This is a genomic window from Allorhizobium sp. GW101-3B10 (assembly GCF_059424725.1).
This window is the reverse complement of record NZ_JBWKZR010000001.1, coordinates 121,531-136,076: the sequence shown is the minus strand read 5'-3', so window position 1 is coordinate 136,076 and position 14,546 is coordinate 121,531. Positions and strand designations below refer to the sequence as shown.

The following is a 14,546-nucleotide window of genomic DNA, read 5'->3' as shown; positions in this document are numbered from 1 at the left end:
CATGCAGCGCTTCCAGCTCTATATCGACGGCACGTTCCAGGACGGTGAAGCGCGGTTCGACAGCCTCGATCCCGCGACGGGTGAAGTGTGGGCCGAGATGCCGGAAGCGCGCGAAGCGGACGTGGATCGCGCCGTCGAGGCGGCTGATCGCGCCCTTTATGACGGCCCTTGGGCCAGGATGACCGCAACCCAGCGCGGCAAGCTGCTCTACAGGCTTGCCGACCTGATCGCCGCCAATGCCCAGACGCTGGCCGAACTGGAGACCCGCGACACCGGCAAGATCATCCGCGAGACCTCCGCGCAGATCGCCTATGTCGCGGACTACTACCGCTACTATGCCGGCCTCGCCGACAAGATCGAGGGCGCCCACCTGCCGATCGACAAGCCGGACATGGAAGTCTGGCTGAGACGCGAGCCCGTCGGCGTGGTCGCCATGGTCGTGCCGTGGAACAGCCAGCTCTTCCTCTCCGCCGTGAAGATCGGACCCGCCCTTGCCGCCGGCTGCACGATGGTCGTCAAGGCCTCCGAGGATGGCCCGGCGCCGCTGCTCGAATTCGCCCGCCTCGTGCATGAGGCCGGCTTCCCCGCCGGCGTCGTCAATATCATCACCGGCTTCGGACCGGCCTGCGGCGCAGCGCTCACGCGTCATCCGAAGATCGCCCACGTAGCCTTCACCGGCGGTCCGGAAGCGGCGCGCCACGTCGTACGTAACTCCGCGGAAAACCTCGCCTCCACATCGCTCGAGCTCGGCGGCAAGTCGCCCTTCATCGTCTTCGCCGACGCGGACCTCGAGAGCGCGGTGAACGCCCAGGTCGCCGGCATCTTCGCCGCCACCGGCCAGTCCTGTGTGGCCGGCTCGCGCCTGATCATCGAACGCAACATCAAGGATGCCTTTCTCGCTCGCCTCAAAGCCAAGGCGGAGGCGATCCGCATCGGCTCCCCGCTCGATATGGCAACCGAAGTCGGCCCACTGGCAACCCGACGCCAGCAGGATCATGTCGATGCCCTGGTGAAAAGTTCCGTGGCGGCCGGCGCGAAACTGCTGACCGGCGGCGTGCGGCCGGAAGGTCCGGGCCATTTCTACCCGCCGACCATCCTCGATTGCGACGGCATCGCCTCCCCCTCGCTGATCAACGAGTTCTTCGGGCCGGTACTGTCCGTCGTCTCCTTCGAGACGGAAGCCGAAGCGCTGACGCTGGCCAACGACACGCACTACGGCCTGGCCGCCGGTGTCTTCACCCAAAACCTCGGCCGTGCCCACCGCATGACCCGCGGCATCCGCGCCGGCGTGGTGTGGATCAACACCTACCGCGCCGTCTCGCCCATCGCGCCCTTCGGCGGCTTCGGCCTGTCCGGCCACGGCCGCGAGGGCGGCATGGCGGCCGTGCTCGACTACACCCGCACCAAGACGGTCTGGCTGAAGACCTCCGACGATCCCTTCCCCGACCCCTTCGTGATGCGGTGAGCCGATGTATTACGAGATCCGCACCTACCGCATGAAGAACGGCGCCATCCCCGGCTATCTCAAGGTGGTCGGCGAAGAAGGCATCGCCATCCAGAAGAAGCATCTCGGCCAGCTCGTCGGCTACTTCTTCTCCGAGATCGGCCCGATCAACGAGATCGTGCACATCTGGGCCTTCGACAGCCTCGATGACCGCGAGGCGCGCCGCGGCCGCCTCATGGCCGACCCGCAATGGCAGGCCTTCCTGCCAAAGATCCGCGACCTGATCGAGGTCGCCGAGAACAAGATCATGAAGCCAGCCCCCTTCTTCACGGAAGGACACAGCTGACCTCACGAGGGACTGCAGGTTGCGGCCGGAACGACCAGAAGAAGCCTATCGGCGGCCACGACCTTGAATGCGCAGTCAAGAACAGCGTCAAACAAGGACAAGGGAACATGAAGAGCAAGACCATCATCGCATCACTGGCCGTATTGCTGGGAGTAACCGGCCAAAGCTACGCCGCCGACATGGTGTTCACCAGCTGGGGCGGCACAACGCAGGACGTCCAGAAATCCGCCTGGGCCGACAAGTTCACCGCCAAGGAAGGCATCAACGTCCTGCAGGACGGCCCGACCGACTACGGCAAGATCAAAGTCATGGTCGAGGCGAATGGCGTGACCTGGGATGTCGTCGATGCCGAGGGCGACTATGCCATCCAGGCCGGCAGCCAGGGCCTGCTCGAAAAGCTCGACTTCTCGATCATCGACAAGAGCGCGCTCGATCCGCGCTTCGTCACCGATTACTCCGTCGGCAGCTTCTACTACTCCTTCGTCGTCGGCTGCAACAAGGATGCCGTCGCCGCCTGCCCCAAGAACTGGGCGGACCTGTTCGATACCAAGGCCTTCCCCGGCAAGCGCGCCTTCTACAAGTGGTCGGCCCCGGGCGTGATCGAGGCGGCATTGCTGGCCGACGGCGTTGCTGCCGACAAGCTCTATCCGCTCGATCTCGACCGCGCCTTCAAGAAGCTCGACAGCATCAAGGCCGACATCATATGGTGGACCGGCGGCGCCCAGTCGCAGCAGCTGCTCGCCTCGGCAGAGGCGCCCTTTGGTTCCTTCTGGAACGGTCGCCTGACCGCCCTTGCCGCAACCGGCGTCAATGTCGAAACCTCCTGGGACCAGAACATCACGGCCGCCGACGCGCTCGTCGTTCCGAAGGGCACCAAGAACAAGGAAGCGGCGATGAAGTTCATCGCCTTTGCGACCTCGCCCGAGGCCCAGGCCGAAATGGCGGCCGGCACCGGCTATGCGCCGACCAACACCAAGTCGCCGGCGCTGATGGACCCGGCGATCGCCAAGACGCTGCCCGACCAGCAGACTGCCTCGCAGATCAATGCGGACATGGCCTACTGGGCCGAGCACCGCGACGAGATCGGTGAACGCTGGTACGCCTGGCAGGCCAAGTAAGCAGCAGACCAACCGATGGGGTGGCTCCAAGACACCCCATCGGCCATGATCGGCGAGGCTCCGGCCAAGAGGGGCCGGCCCGCCGGGCGAACAGAAGATTGCGCAAGGTGATGGCTATGGTTTCTCTCGCCGAGACAGCAGATGACAGGCAGGCGCCACACCGTCGCCGGTTGCTGCCGCGCGGGCTGGCGCCGACCCTGCCCGCCCTCGTGCTGGTGCTGGTCTTCTTCGTCCTGCCGGTGCTGGCGCTTCTGACCCGGAGCATCACCGAACCCGTCTTCGGTTTGCAGAACTACATCGATCTGCTGGGCAGCTCGACCTATCTCAAGATCTTCTTCAACACCTTCTTCGTTTCGGCGCTGGTAACCGCGATCTCGCTGATCATCGGTTTCCCGGTTGCCTGGGCGCTGGCGATCATGCCGCAACGGCAGGCCAACATCGTCTTCGCGATCATCCTTCTGTCGATGTGGACCAACCTGCTCGCCCGCACCTATGCTTGGATGGTTCTCCTGCAGCGCACCGGCGTGATCAACAAGACGCTGATGGGGCTAGGCCTGATCGACCAGCCGCTGGTCATGGTCAACAACCTGGTCGGCGTGACGATCGGCATGACCTACATCATGCTGCCCTTCATCGTCATTCCGCTCTACGGCGTTATCCGCAAGATCGACCCGGCCATCCTGCAGGCCGCGGCGCTGTGTGGCGCCACCCGCATCCAGGCCTTCATCCATGTGCTGCTGCCGCTCGCAGCCCCCGGCATGATCTCCGGCGCGCTGATGGTCTTCGTCATGTCGCTCGGCTACTTCGTCACGCCCTCGCTGCTCGGCGGCACGGCCAACATGATGCTGGCCGAGCTGATCGCCCAGTTCGTCCAGTCACTCGTCAACTGGGGCATGGGCGGGGCGGCCGCGCTGGTGCTCCTCGTCGTCACCTTGAGCCTCTATGCCGTGCAGCTCAGGCTGTTCGGCGTCGCGGGACAGGAGAAACACTGAGATGCTTCTCAACCTCAACAGCCTCGGCGCCTGGAAATGGATCCTGCTCGCGATCACGGGCGCGACCTCCGTCTTCCTGCTGCTGCCCATCCTGTTCATCGCCGCGCTCTCCTTCGGTTCGTCGCAATGGCTGATCTTTCCACCGCCGTCCTGGACGCTCAAATGGTATCAGGATCTGCTGGCCGACCCGCGCTGGCTGGAAGCCGCCTGGACGAGCTTCCGCATCGCCCTGATGGTCACGGTCCTTTCCGTGCTGATCGGTCTTGTCGCCTCCTTCGGCCTGGTGCGCGGCCGGTTCGTCGGACGCGTCGCGCTGCGCGCCCTGTTCATGACGCCGATGATCCTGCCGGTGGTGGTGCTGGCCGTCGCCCTCTACGCCTTCTTCCTGCGCCTGGGCCTCAACGGCACGACGGCCGGTTTCGTCATCGCCCATCTGGTGGTCGCGCTGCCGTTCTCGATCCTTGCGCTGACCGGCGCCCTCGAAGGCTTCGACAAGTCGATCGAGGATGCCGCCGTGCTCTGCGGCGCCTCTCCCCTGAAGGCGAAGATCCTGATTACCCTGCCCTGCATCAGCCACGGTCTGTTCTCGGCTGCGATCTTCTCCTTCCTCACCTCCTGGGACGAAGTGGTGCTGGCCATCTTCATGGCGAGCCCGACGCTGCAGACCTTGCCGGTCAAGATCTGGGCAACGCTACGCCAGGACCTGACCCCGGTGATCGCCGCCGCATCGACCCTTCTCATCGTCGTCACCATGTTGCTGATGCTGATCGCAGCCGCGGTGAAAAAAGGAATGAAAGCATGACGCCCTTCCTCGAGATCCGCGGCATCCGCAAGCAATACGGCCCTGTTGTCGCCGTGCACGACGTGAACCTGACCGTCGACCATGGCGAGTTCCTGACATTTCTCGGACCTTCCGGTTCGGGCAAGAGCACCACGCTCTACATCCTGGCGGGCTTCGAGCGGCCGACGCGCGGCGACATCCTGCTCAACGGCAAGACCATCCTCGACACGCCGTCGCACCAGCGCAATATCGGCATGGTCTTCCAGCGCTACACGCTGTTCCCGCATCTCTCCGTCGGCGACAACATCGCCTTTCCGCTCAAGGTGCGCGGCTGGTCCAAGGCGGCGATCACCGAGCGCGTCCGCCAGATGCTCACGCTCGTCAGGCTCGAGGGTTTCGAAGACCGCAAGCCGGCGGCGATGTCGGGTGGCCAGCAGCAGCGCGTGGCGCTCGCCAGAGCACTGGCCTACGATCCGCCGGTGCTGCTGATGGACGAACCGCTTTCGGCTCTCGACAAGAAGCTGCGCGAGGAAATCCAGCACGAGATCCGGCGCATTCACCAGCAGACGGAAGTGACAATCCTCTATGTCACCCACGACCAGGAAGAGGCCCTACGGCTGTCCGACCGCATCGCTGTCTTCTCGCACGGCGTGATCGACCAGATTGGCACGGGCGAGCAACTCTACGCCGACCCGGCCACGCGTTTCGTCGCCGAGTTCATCGGCGACAGCGACTTCCTTCCATGTCGCGTGGTGGAGCAAGTCAACGGCCGCGCCCGGATCGCCCTGAACGACGGCCTGATCGTTTCCGATATTCCTTTGCACGGCAATTCCGCGCGCAAGACGGACGGCCTGCTGATGCTGCGGCCGGAACGCCTGTCGCTTTCGACCCAAAAGACGGAAAGAGCGCTCCCGGCAACGGTCGAGGACATCACCTTCCTCGGCACGCACGTCAATGTCGCCACCCGCACCACCGACGGCACGGCCGTTTCCGTCCGCCTTCCGTTCGGCCATCAAGCCATATCCGGCATTCCGCGCGGCACCGGCGTCTGGCTGACCTTCGATGCGAACGCCGCACACGTCTTCCTCTAGAAGACCCGTCCCCGCGCCACACTAGCCATCGCGCGCCTAAACGGGCGAATGGCGTCACCTGTCCCGTCGGCGCCTGCCACTGCCGGCCCGTTCGATCTGCGACAAAGGCACGCGCGCGCACAAAACAGTTGCGCCGACCTTCTGTCGACAATATGCATGCAAGCGTGATCATTCATTGGCGATCAGGCGCGAACTCACCCGTGACAGACATGACGGCAGACGATCCCCAGGCCGAAGCACCGCGTTCCAGAGGCTCGGGCACCCAGACGGTCTACAGCAAGCTGCGGCAGGAGATCCTGGCGATGACCCTGGCGCCGGGAAGCGCGCTGGATGAGGTGCGGCTGTCGGAACGCTTCGGCATGTCGCGCACGCCGGTCCGCGAGGCCTTGCTGCGGCTTGCTTCCGACGGCCTGGTGACCACGCTGCCCAACCGCAACACCATCGTCTCGACGATCGATTTCGCCACCCTGCCGACCTATTTCGATGCGCTGACATTGATGTACCGGGTGACCACCCGCGCCGCTGCGGGCCAGAGGAACCCGGCGCTGATGGCGACCATCCGCCGCCGCCAGGGCGAATTCGAAACGGCGGTCAAGGCGCAGGACGCCTTTGCGATGATCGAGGCCAACCGCGAGTTCCATGTCGCGATCGCCGAACTGGGCGGCAACCCCTATTACACGAGCTTCTTTGCCCGCCTGCTCGACGAAGGCCGGCGCATCCTGCGGCTCTACTATTCCACCTTCGACGACCGCTTGCCGCTGCAATATGTCCAGGAACATGAGGACATGATCGCGGCGATCGAGGCCGGCGACGTCGAGGAGTCCGACCGCCTGGCCATCGCCCACGCCGCCCAGATCGTCCACCAGATCCAGGATTATGTCGCCCGCGACATGCACAAGGCGCTGGCGATCGGCAACCTTTGAACACGCCCGATCCGCGACCCCAACCAACAGACACAAAAACCGGAAGAGATGATATGACTGCCCAATCCAATGCTGACGCCGTCGTCATCGGGGCCGGAATCGTAGGCGTGATGGCGGCCCACTACCTGCAGAACGACGGTCGCAAGGTTCTGCTGGTCGAGCGCGACGAGGTCGCCGCCGGTGCCAGCGCCGGCAATGCCGGCATCCTCGCCTTTCCCGAGATCATACCCATCCCCTCGCCCGGCATCATGTTCAAGGCGCCGAAATGGCTGCTCGACCCCCTGGGGCCGCTCAGCCTGCCGCCGAGCTACGCGCTCAACATGCTGCCATGGCTCTGGCGCTTCTGGCGGGCCAGCTCGCGAAAGGCATTTGCGCACGGGATAGCCGCGCAGACCGGCATGATGCAGTTGGCCGCCAGCGAAATGGAGCGCGTGAGGGAGATCGCCGAGCTTTCACCCTTCTTCACGCAGACCGGCACGCTCGATCTCTATGACAGCGAGGCCAGCTTCAATGCCGCCACTCCGGACTGGCTCGAAAAGGAAAAGGCCGGCTTCCAGTTCACCAGCGTCGGCAGAGCCGACATCGAGCGGCTGCAGCCGGGTCTCGCGCCGCAGTTCCGCCACGCCATGTATACGCCGGCTGGCATCCAGGTGAACGATCCGCAGGGCCTGACCCGCGCGGTGGCCGACCTCGTCGTCGCCCGTGGCGGCACCCTGCAGAAGGGCGAGGTCCGGGACATCGTGCCGCATGCGGACGGCGCAACGATCACCCTCGCCGACGGGGCGACAATCATCGCGCGTACGGTCGTGGTCACCGGCGGCGCCTGGTCGAGACCGCTGGCCGCCCGGCTGGGCGATCCCGTGCCGCTTGAAACCGAACGCGGCTACAACACGACGCTTCCGGCGCAAAGTTTCCAGTTGCAGCGCCAGCTCTATTTCAACGACCACGCCTTCGTCGTCACCCCGCTAGCCAAGGGTATCCGGGTGGGTGGTGCCGTCGAACTGGGCGGGCTGGAGCTCGCCCCCAACTATCGCCGCTCGAAGGTGCTGCTGGCCAAGGCCGCGCGCTTCCTGCCGGAACTGAAGACGGAAGGCGGACGCGAATGGATGGGCTTCCGCCCGTCCATGCCCGATTGCCTGCCGGTCATCGGCCGTTCCAGCGCGAGCCCTTCGATCCTCTATGCCTTCGGCCACGGCCATCTCGGCCTCACCCAGTCGGCCGCGACCGGCAGGCTCGTTTCCGACCTCGCCGCCGGGCGCGCCACCAGCCTTTCCACCGAACCCTTCAGGCCCGGCCGTTTCCGCTGACGCGCGTCGCAGATACGGTGAGCGGCCCAATGGTTTCGATGGACAGCCCACGCCATTTTCATCGAAGAGGAAGACACGATGAATGCCCACCCTTTCCCGGCACCGATCTCGAATGAGGAACGCTCCCAGCGGCTGACCCGCTTGCGGGCGGTGCTGGCCGAAGAGCGGATAGGTGCGGTTCTGCTCGGCTCGACCGAAAGCCTGCGTTACTATACCGGCCTCGTCTGGCATCAGAGCGAGCGCCTCGTCGGCGCCGTGGTCACCGCAACCGCCCTGCACTACATCGTGCCGGGCTTCGAGCTCAGCCGCGTCGAGAGCATTCCCCATCTGCCGGGTGAAATCCATGTCTGGCAGGAGGAGGAAAGCAGCGCCGCGCTCGTCGCGTCCCTGCTCGGTCCGAGCGAGCTACTGGCCCTCGACGACGCCCTGCCGCTCTTCGTCTATCACGCACTGGCCCGCCAGTTCGGGCCCGAGCGCCTGATCGACGGCGGGTCGATCATCCGTCGCCAGCGGCTGCGCAAGTCGCAGAGCGAAGTCGCCATCATCCAATACGCCATGAACCTCACGCTCGAGGTCCACAGGCGCACCCACGCCCTGATCAAACCCGGCATTCGCGCCTCCGAAGTCATCCGCTTCATCGACGACCAGCACCGCGCGCTGGGGGCCGAGGGCGGCTCGAGCTTCTGCATCGTCTCCTTCGGCGAGGCGACCTCGCTGCCGCATGGCGCCGACGGCGACCAGGCCTACCAGCCGGGCGATGTCATCCTGGTCGATACCGGATGCCGCATCGACGGTTACCATTCCGACCTCACCCGCACCTACATGCTCGACGAGCCGTCCGCCGAATTCGCCCGGATCTGGGCGATCGAGCGGGAGGCGCAGCAGGCCGTGTTCGACGCCGCGCGGCTCGGCGCCCCTTGCGAAAGCCTCGACGCCGCCGCCCGCGTCGTCCTCGTCCGCCACGGTCTCGGACCGGACTACGCGCTGCCCGGCCTGCCGCACCGCGCCGGCCACGGTCTTGGGCTGGAGATCCACGAGGAACCCTATATCGTCCGCGGCAACCGCACTTCTCTCGAAGCGGGCATGTGCTTTTCCAACGAGCCGATGATCGTCGTGCCCGGCCGGTTCGGCATTCGCCTCGAAGACCACATCCACATGACCAGTGCGGGACCTCAGTGGTTCACCGAGCCCGCCAAGAGTCCGATCGAGCCCTTCGCCTGATCCACCCGTAGCGCGTGCCGGTGCCCTCTGCAGCACTGTGCCGGGCGACGGATGAACGCGACCGTCAACAAGACCTGCCTCGAAAAAATACCCGCAGCCCCGCCTTGCCTTCTGTCGACAAACTGTATACTGATATATCACACCAACCCAAGGAGATTGCGATGACCACTGGCTGGCGCGGCGTTATTCCCGCTGTAACGACCCAATTCAACGAAGACCTGTCGATCGATTTCGAAAACACCCGCCGGGTGCAGGACGCGCTGGTCAACGACGGCGTGCACGGCCTGATCGTCATGGGTACCTGCGGCGAAAACAACTCGCTCGACCCGGATGAGAAGCGCGCCATCCTCAAGGGTGCCGTCGAAGTGGTCGGCGGCCGGGTTCCGGTCATCACCGGCGTCTCCGAATTCGACACCCGCCGCGCGGTCGCCTATGCCCGCGACGCGGAAAAGGCCGGCGCCGACGGCCTGATGCTTCTGCCCGCCATGGTCTATGTACCCAAGCCCGAAGAACTGGTCGCCCATTTCAAGACGGTCGCCGAAGCGACCTCGCTGCCGATCATGCTCTACAACAATCCGCCGGCCTACCGCGTCAACATTGGCACGGACGTCCTGCGCGCGCTCGAAGGCGTGGCCAACATCAAGGCCGTCAAGGAAAGCGCGCCCGATACCCGCCGCTTCACCGACCTCCTCAATGAATTCGGCGACCGCTTCGACATCTTCGCCGGCCTCGACGACGTGGCGCTTGAAGGCATGATGCTCGGCGCCAAGGGCTGGGTCTCCGGCCTCACCAGCGCCTTCCCGCAGGAATCGGTCGCGCTCGTCGCCGCCATCGACCGCGGCGACTGGGAAGAAGCCCGCCGCATCTACCGCTGGTTCATGCCGCTCCTCCATCTCGATGCCGAGCACGACCTGGTCCAGACCATCAAGCTCGCCGAACAGATCATGGGCCGTGGCTCCGAACGCGTCCGCATGCCACGCATGATCCTTCAGGGCGCCCGTCGCGCCGAGATCACGGCCATGGTCGAAAAGGCAGCCGCCACCCGTCCGTCGAAGACGGTGAAGGCCGCCTGAGCCGCAGTCGGCCCGTCCTGCAGAACTCCGGGCCGCCAGCCGCATCGCGCTGGCGGCCCTTTCTTTTTCAACCCGACAGAAAGCCATCCCATGTCCCAGGATCTCGAATTCATCCCGCTCGAAGACGCCAAGCGCCTCGCAACGGACATTCTTCTCGCGGCCGGTCTTTCTGAAGGGCATGCCGCAACGATCGCCAAGTCCGTCGTCTCCGCCCAGCGCGACGAGTGCTATTCCCACGGCCTGTGGCGCCTGCTCGGTTGCGTGGCGACGGTGCGCAAGGGCAAGGTCGATCCGAAGGCCGTGCCGACGGTCGACGCCTCGGCACCCGGCATCGTCAAGGTCGACGCCAAATTCGGCTATTCCCTGCTCGCCTTCCGGGAAGGCCTGCCTGAGCTGATCACAAAGGCCAGCCGCCTCGGCATTGCCGCCATGGCGATCAATCATTGCTACCATTTCTCCGCGCTCTGGCCGGAAGTCGAACAGATCGCCGAGGCCGGACTCGTCGCGCTCGCCATGACACCGAGCCACAGCTGGGTGGCGCCGGCCGGCGGCACGAAGCCCGTCTTCGGCACTAATCCGATCGCCTTCGGCTGGCCGCGCGCCACCTCCCACCCCTTCGTCTTCGACTTTGCCACCAGCGCCGCCGCCCGCGGCGAGATCGAGCTGCATCGCCGCGCCGGCAAGCCCATCCCGCTCGGCTGGGCGATCGACAGCGACGGCAATGACACGACCGATGCCACCAGGGCGATGGAGGGAGCCATGCTCACCTTCGGCGGCCACAAGGGCTCGGCGCTTTCGGCAATGATCGAACTGATGGCCGGCCCGCTGATCGCCGACATGACCAGCGCCGAATCCATGGCTTTCGATGATGGCGCCGGCGCAGCCCCATGCCATGGCGAACTGATCCTCGCACTCGATCCGAAGGTCTTCCTCGGCGGCGGCATGGAAGAGCACATGCGCCGGGCGGAAGACATGTTCACGGCCATCACGACCCAGGGCGCCCGCCTGCCCTCGCAGCGCCGCTACGAGGCCCGCGCCCGCAACGAAAGCCGTGGCATTCCGGTGCAGACCTCCCTGCTCGAGGAACTGAAGGCCATGCGGGCTTCTCTCGCCTGAGCGCACGGGGAGCCGTCTCCCCGGCGACGGCCAGGGACGGCTCCTTGCCAGGCGCCGGTGAAGGATGATGAAAAAGCAGGCGAATCGCCGCGAAAAAGGGTTGTGCTTGCGATCGTTCGCAGTCACATTGTCGACCGCCGGACAAGGAGGTCTGACAACATGACAAGATGGAGGAGGCGTTCATTATGGCGTCGCTGAACGAGAAGAAAGCCCTCATCACGGCCTCGGGCCAGGGGATCGGGCGGGCGAGTGCGCTGGCCTTTGCCCGCGCCGGTGCAAGCGTGGTCGCGACCGACATCAATGCGGAGGCGCTGGGCAGCCTGGCGGCCGAGGCGAAGGCGGAAGGGCTCGTGCTCGAGACCCGCGTGCTCGACGTGCTGAAGGATGCGGCGGTGGAGGCGATCGTCGCCGAGACCGGGCCCTTCGACATCCTGTTCAACTGCGCCGGCGTCGTCCATGGCGGCACGGTGATGGATATGACGGCCGCCGATCTCGACTTCGCCTTCGACCTCAATGTGCGCGCCATGATCCGCACCCTCCGCGCCGTCCTGCCTGCCATGCTGGAGCGCGGCGACGGCTCGATCATCAACATGGCCTCGGTCGCCTCGTCGGTGAAGGGCGTGCCCAACCGCTGCGCCTACACCGTCACCAAGGCCGCCGTGATCGGGCTGACCAAGTCGGTCGCCGCCGACTATGTGACGCAAGGCATCCGCGTGAACGCCATCTGCCCCGGCACGGTCGAGAGCCCCTCGCTGCAGGACCGCATGCGCGCCCAGGGCGACTATGACGCGGCACGCGCCGCCTTCATCGCCCGCCAGCCCATGGGCAGGCTCGGCACCCCGGAAGAGATCGCCGATCTCGCCGTCTACATCGCCGGCGCCACCTATACCTCCGGCCAGGCCTTCGCCATCGACGGCGGCTGGACCATCTAATTCTTCTGGAAAGGACACCCCCATGAAACTGATGCGCGTCGGCAAGCCCGGCCAGGAAAAGCCCGCCATTCTCGACCGGGACGGCAGGATCCGCGATCTCTCCGCCCATGTGGCCGATATCGGCGGCGTGGCGATCTCGCCCGAGGGGCTTTCGAAGATCGCCGCCCTCGACTTGAGCACGCTGCCGGAACTGTCGGCGGACGGGCGCATCGGCGCTTGCGTCGCCGGCACCGGCAAGTTCATCTGCATCGGGCTCAACTATTCCGACCACGCCGCCGAAAGCGGCATGGCGGTGCCGCCCGAACCCGTCATCTTCATGAAGGCGACGTCGGCGATCGTCGGCCCGAACGACGACGTGCTCATCCCGCGCGGCTCGGAAAAGACCGACTGGGAGGTCGAGCTTGGCGTCGTCATCGGCAAGACCGCCAAGTATGTCTCGCAAGCCGATGCGCTGGACTATGTCGCCGGCTATTGCGTCTCCCACGACGTCTCGGAGCGCGCCTTCCAGACGGAACGCGCCGGCCAGTGGACCAAGGGCAAGTCCTGCGACACCTTTGGCCCGATCGGCCCCTGGCTGGTGACGAAGGACGAGATCGCCGATCCGCAGGCCCTGTCCATGTGGCTGAGCGTCAACGGCGAGAAGAAGCAGAACGGCACCTCGGCCACCATGGTCTACGGCGTCGCCTTCCTCGTCTCCTACCTCAGCCAGTTCATGTCGCTCCATCCCGGCGACGTGATCTCCACCGGCACGCCCCCCGGCGTCGGCATGGGCATGAAGCCGCCGCGCTACCTCAAACCCGGCGACGTCGTCGAACTCGGCATCGACGGGCTCGGAACCCAGAAGCAGACCTTCAAAGCCGACGTTTGAACCCATTCGCCCATTGACCTGAAAAGGCGCCGGATCCGGAGGAGACGAGATCCGGCGCCTCCGCGACAAGTGGCGACATACCCCGGAGGAGCCCCATGAAGATCACCCGCCTTGAAACGGTGCGCGTCGCCGAGCGCGCCAATCTGCTCTGGCTGCTTGTCCACACCGACGAGGGCCTGACCGGCCTTGGCGAAACCTTCTTCGGCGCCGAAACGGTCGAAGCCCATGTGCACGAATACATCGCGCCGCGCGTGATCGGCCGCGATCCGCTGGAGATCGACCGGCTGTCCGCCGATCTCGTCGGTTATCTCGGCTTCCGTTCGTCGGGCGCCGAGGTGCGCGGCAATTCGGCCTTTGACATCGCGCTCTGGGATCTGTTCGGCAAGGCGACCGGCCAGCCGATCGCCCAGCTGCTCGGCGGCTTCACCCGCCGCGAGATCCGCACCTACAATACCTGCGCCGGCACTGAATACATCAAGAAGGCGACCGGCCAGACGACCGCCAACTACGGGCTTGCCGAAGGCCGCGACTATGACGACCTGAACGGCTTCCTCCATCACGCCGACGAACTCGCCCAGTCACTGCTCGAAGAAGGGATCACGGCGATGAAGATCTGGCCCTTCGACGCCGCGGCGGAGAAGACCCGGGGCCAGTACATCTCCATGCCGGATCTGAAGCAGGCGCTGCAGCCCTTCGAGAAGATCCGTGCCGCCGTCGGCGACAAGATGGACATCATGGTCGAGTTCCATTCCATGTGGCAGCTGCTGCCGGCCATGCAGATCGCCAAGGCGCTCACCCCCTACCAGGCCTTCTGGCACGAAGATCCGATCAAGATGGACAGCCTGTCGAGCCTCAAGCGCTATGCCGAGGTCTCCCCGGCCCCGATCTCCGCCTCGGAGACGCTCGGCTCGCGCTGGGCCTTCCGCGACTACCTGGAGACCGGCGCCGCCGGCGTCGTGATGCTGGACATTTCCTGGTGCGGCGGCCTGTCGGAAGCCCGCAAGATCGCCGCCATGGCCGAGGCCTGGCACCTGCCAGTCGCCCCGCATGACTGCACCGGCCCGGTCGTGCTCTGCGCCTCCACCCATCTGTCGCTCAACGCGCCGAATGCGCTCGTGCAGGAAAGCGTGCGCGCCTTCTATCGCACATGGTATCGGGACCTGGTGACGGCCCTGCCCGAGGTAAAGAACGGCATGATCACGGTACCGCCGGGCGCCGGGCTTGGCATGGAACTGAACCCCGAACTCGAGCGGGCCTTCACGGTCTCGCGCCGCATCTCCCACGCGTCCAGCCTCTGAACGCCGCAGCTATCCGACGGAAGAAGACACCGATGT

General features: G+C 65.5%; 14 protein-coding genes. All 14 read left to right on the top strand.

Going from position 1 to position 14,546, the window contains the following annotated elements; translation table 11 throughout:
* Position 1: 1 nt before the first annotated feature.
* The 14 genes from AC07Y0_RS00660 (at position 2) to AC07Y0_RS00595 (ending at position 14,510) form a co-directional block, all read left to right on the top strand.
* Positions 2 to 1,465 carry an aldehyde dehydrogenase gene (locus tag AC07Y0_RS00660; protein WP_498673528.1) on the top strand — a complete coding sequence of 488 codons (1,464 nt, stop codon included), beginning with the start codon at positions 2 to 4 and terminating at the stop codon, positions 1,463 to 1,465.
* 4 nt (positions 1,466 to 1,469) lie between these two features.
* The gene (locus AC07Y0_RS00655) at positions 1,470 to 1,790 is read left to right on the top strand and encodes an NIPSNAP family protein (RefSeq protein WP_498673527.1); all 321 of its coding nucleotides are present in this window, start codon (positions 1,470 to 1,472) and stop codon (positions 1,788 to 1,790) included.
* Positions 1,791 to 1,897: 107 nt separating this feature from the next.
* A complete protein-coding gene (locus AC07Y0_RS00650) occupies positions 1,898 to 2,908 on the top strand; it encodes an ABC transporter substrate-binding protein (protein ID WP_498673525.1) in 1,011 nt (336 codons plus the stop codon).
* Between the two features lie 116 nt (positions 2,909 to 3,024).
* Positions 3,025 to 3,900 (top strand): ABC transporter permease, encoded by an 876-nt coding sequence (locus tag AC07Y0_RS00645; RefSeq protein WP_498673523.1) that lies wholly within the window; start codon positions 3,025 to 3,027, stop codon positions 3,898 to 3,900.
* Position 3,901: 1 nt separating this feature from the next.
* A complete protein-coding gene (locus AC07Y0_RS00640) occupies positions 3,902 to 4,702 on the top strand; it encodes an ABC transporter permease (RefSeq protein ID WP_454747272.1) in 801 nt (266 codons plus the stop codon).
* Positions 4,699 to 5,772, top strand: coding sequence for an ABC transporter ATP-binding protein (locus AC07Y0_RS00635; RefSeq protein ID WP_498673521.1), 1,074 nt, complete (start codon positions 4,699 to 4,701; stop codon positions 5,770 to 5,772). Before AC07Y0_RS00640 ends, AC07Y0_RS00635 begins: the two co-directional genes overlap by 4 nt.
* A 209-nt stretch (positions 5,773 to 5,981) precedes the next feature.
* The gene (locus AC07Y0_RS00630; protein WP_498680152.1) at positions 5,982 to 6,695 is read left to right on the top strand and encodes a GntR family transcriptional regulator; all 714 of its coding nucleotides are present in this window, start codon (positions 5,982 to 5,984) and stop codon (positions 6,693 to 6,695) included.
* A 53-nt stretch (positions 6,696 to 6,748) separates the two neighbouring features.
* Positions 6,749 to 8,002, top strand: a complete 1,254-nt coding sequence (locus tag AC07Y0_RS00625) for an NAD(P)/FAD-dependent oxidoreductase (RefSeq protein WP_498673519.1) — start codon at positions 6,749 to 6,751, stop codon at positions 8,000 to 8,002.
* Positions 8,003 to 8,080: 78 nt separating this feature from the next.
* Complete coding sequence (locus AC07Y0_RS00620; RefSeq protein ID WP_498673518.1) at positions 8,081 to 9,223, top strand: M24 family metallopeptidase; 1,143 nt, start codon at positions 8,081 to 8,083, stop codon at positions 9,221 to 9,223.
* Between the two features lie 161 nt (positions 9,224 to 9,384).
* A complete protein-coding gene (locus AC07Y0_RS00615; RefSeq protein ID WP_498673517.1) occupies positions 9,385 to 10,296 on the top strand; it encodes a dihydrodipicolinate synthase family protein in 912 nt (303 codons plus the stop codon).
* 90 nt (positions 10,297 to 10,386) lie between these two features.
* Positions 10,387 to 11,412 carry an Ldh family oxidoreductase gene (locus AC07Y0_RS00610; RefSeq protein ID WP_498673515.1) on the top strand — a complete coding sequence of 342 codons (1,026 nt, stop codon included), beginning with the start codon at positions 10,387 to 10,389 and terminating at the stop codon, positions 11,410 to 11,412.
* A 185-nt stretch (positions 11,413 to 11,597) separates the two neighbouring features.
* Positions 11,598 to 12,344: an SDR family oxidoreductase gene (locus tag AC07Y0_RS00605; RefSeq protein ID WP_498673513.1), complete on the top strand. Its 747-nt coding sequence runs from the start codon at positions 11,598 to 11,600 to the stop codon at positions 12,342 to 12,344.
* A gap of 22 nt (positions 12,345 to 12,366) precedes the next feature.
* The gene (locus AC07Y0_RS00600; protein WP_498673511.1) at positions 12,367 to 13,212 is read left to right on the top strand and encodes a fumarylacetoacetate hydrolase family protein; all 846 of its coding nucleotides are present in this window, start codon (positions 12,367 to 12,369) and stop codon (positions 13,210 to 13,212) included.
* 95 nt (positions 13,213 to 13,307) lie between these two features.
* On the top strand, positions 13,308 to 14,510 hold the full coding sequence (locus AC07Y0_RS00595) for a mandelate racemase/muconate lactonizing enzyme family protein (RefSeq protein ID WP_498673509.1): 1,203 nt from the start codon (positions 13,308 to 13,310) through the stop codon (positions 14,508 to 14,510).
* Positions 14,511 to 14,546: the final 36 nt, after the last annotated feature.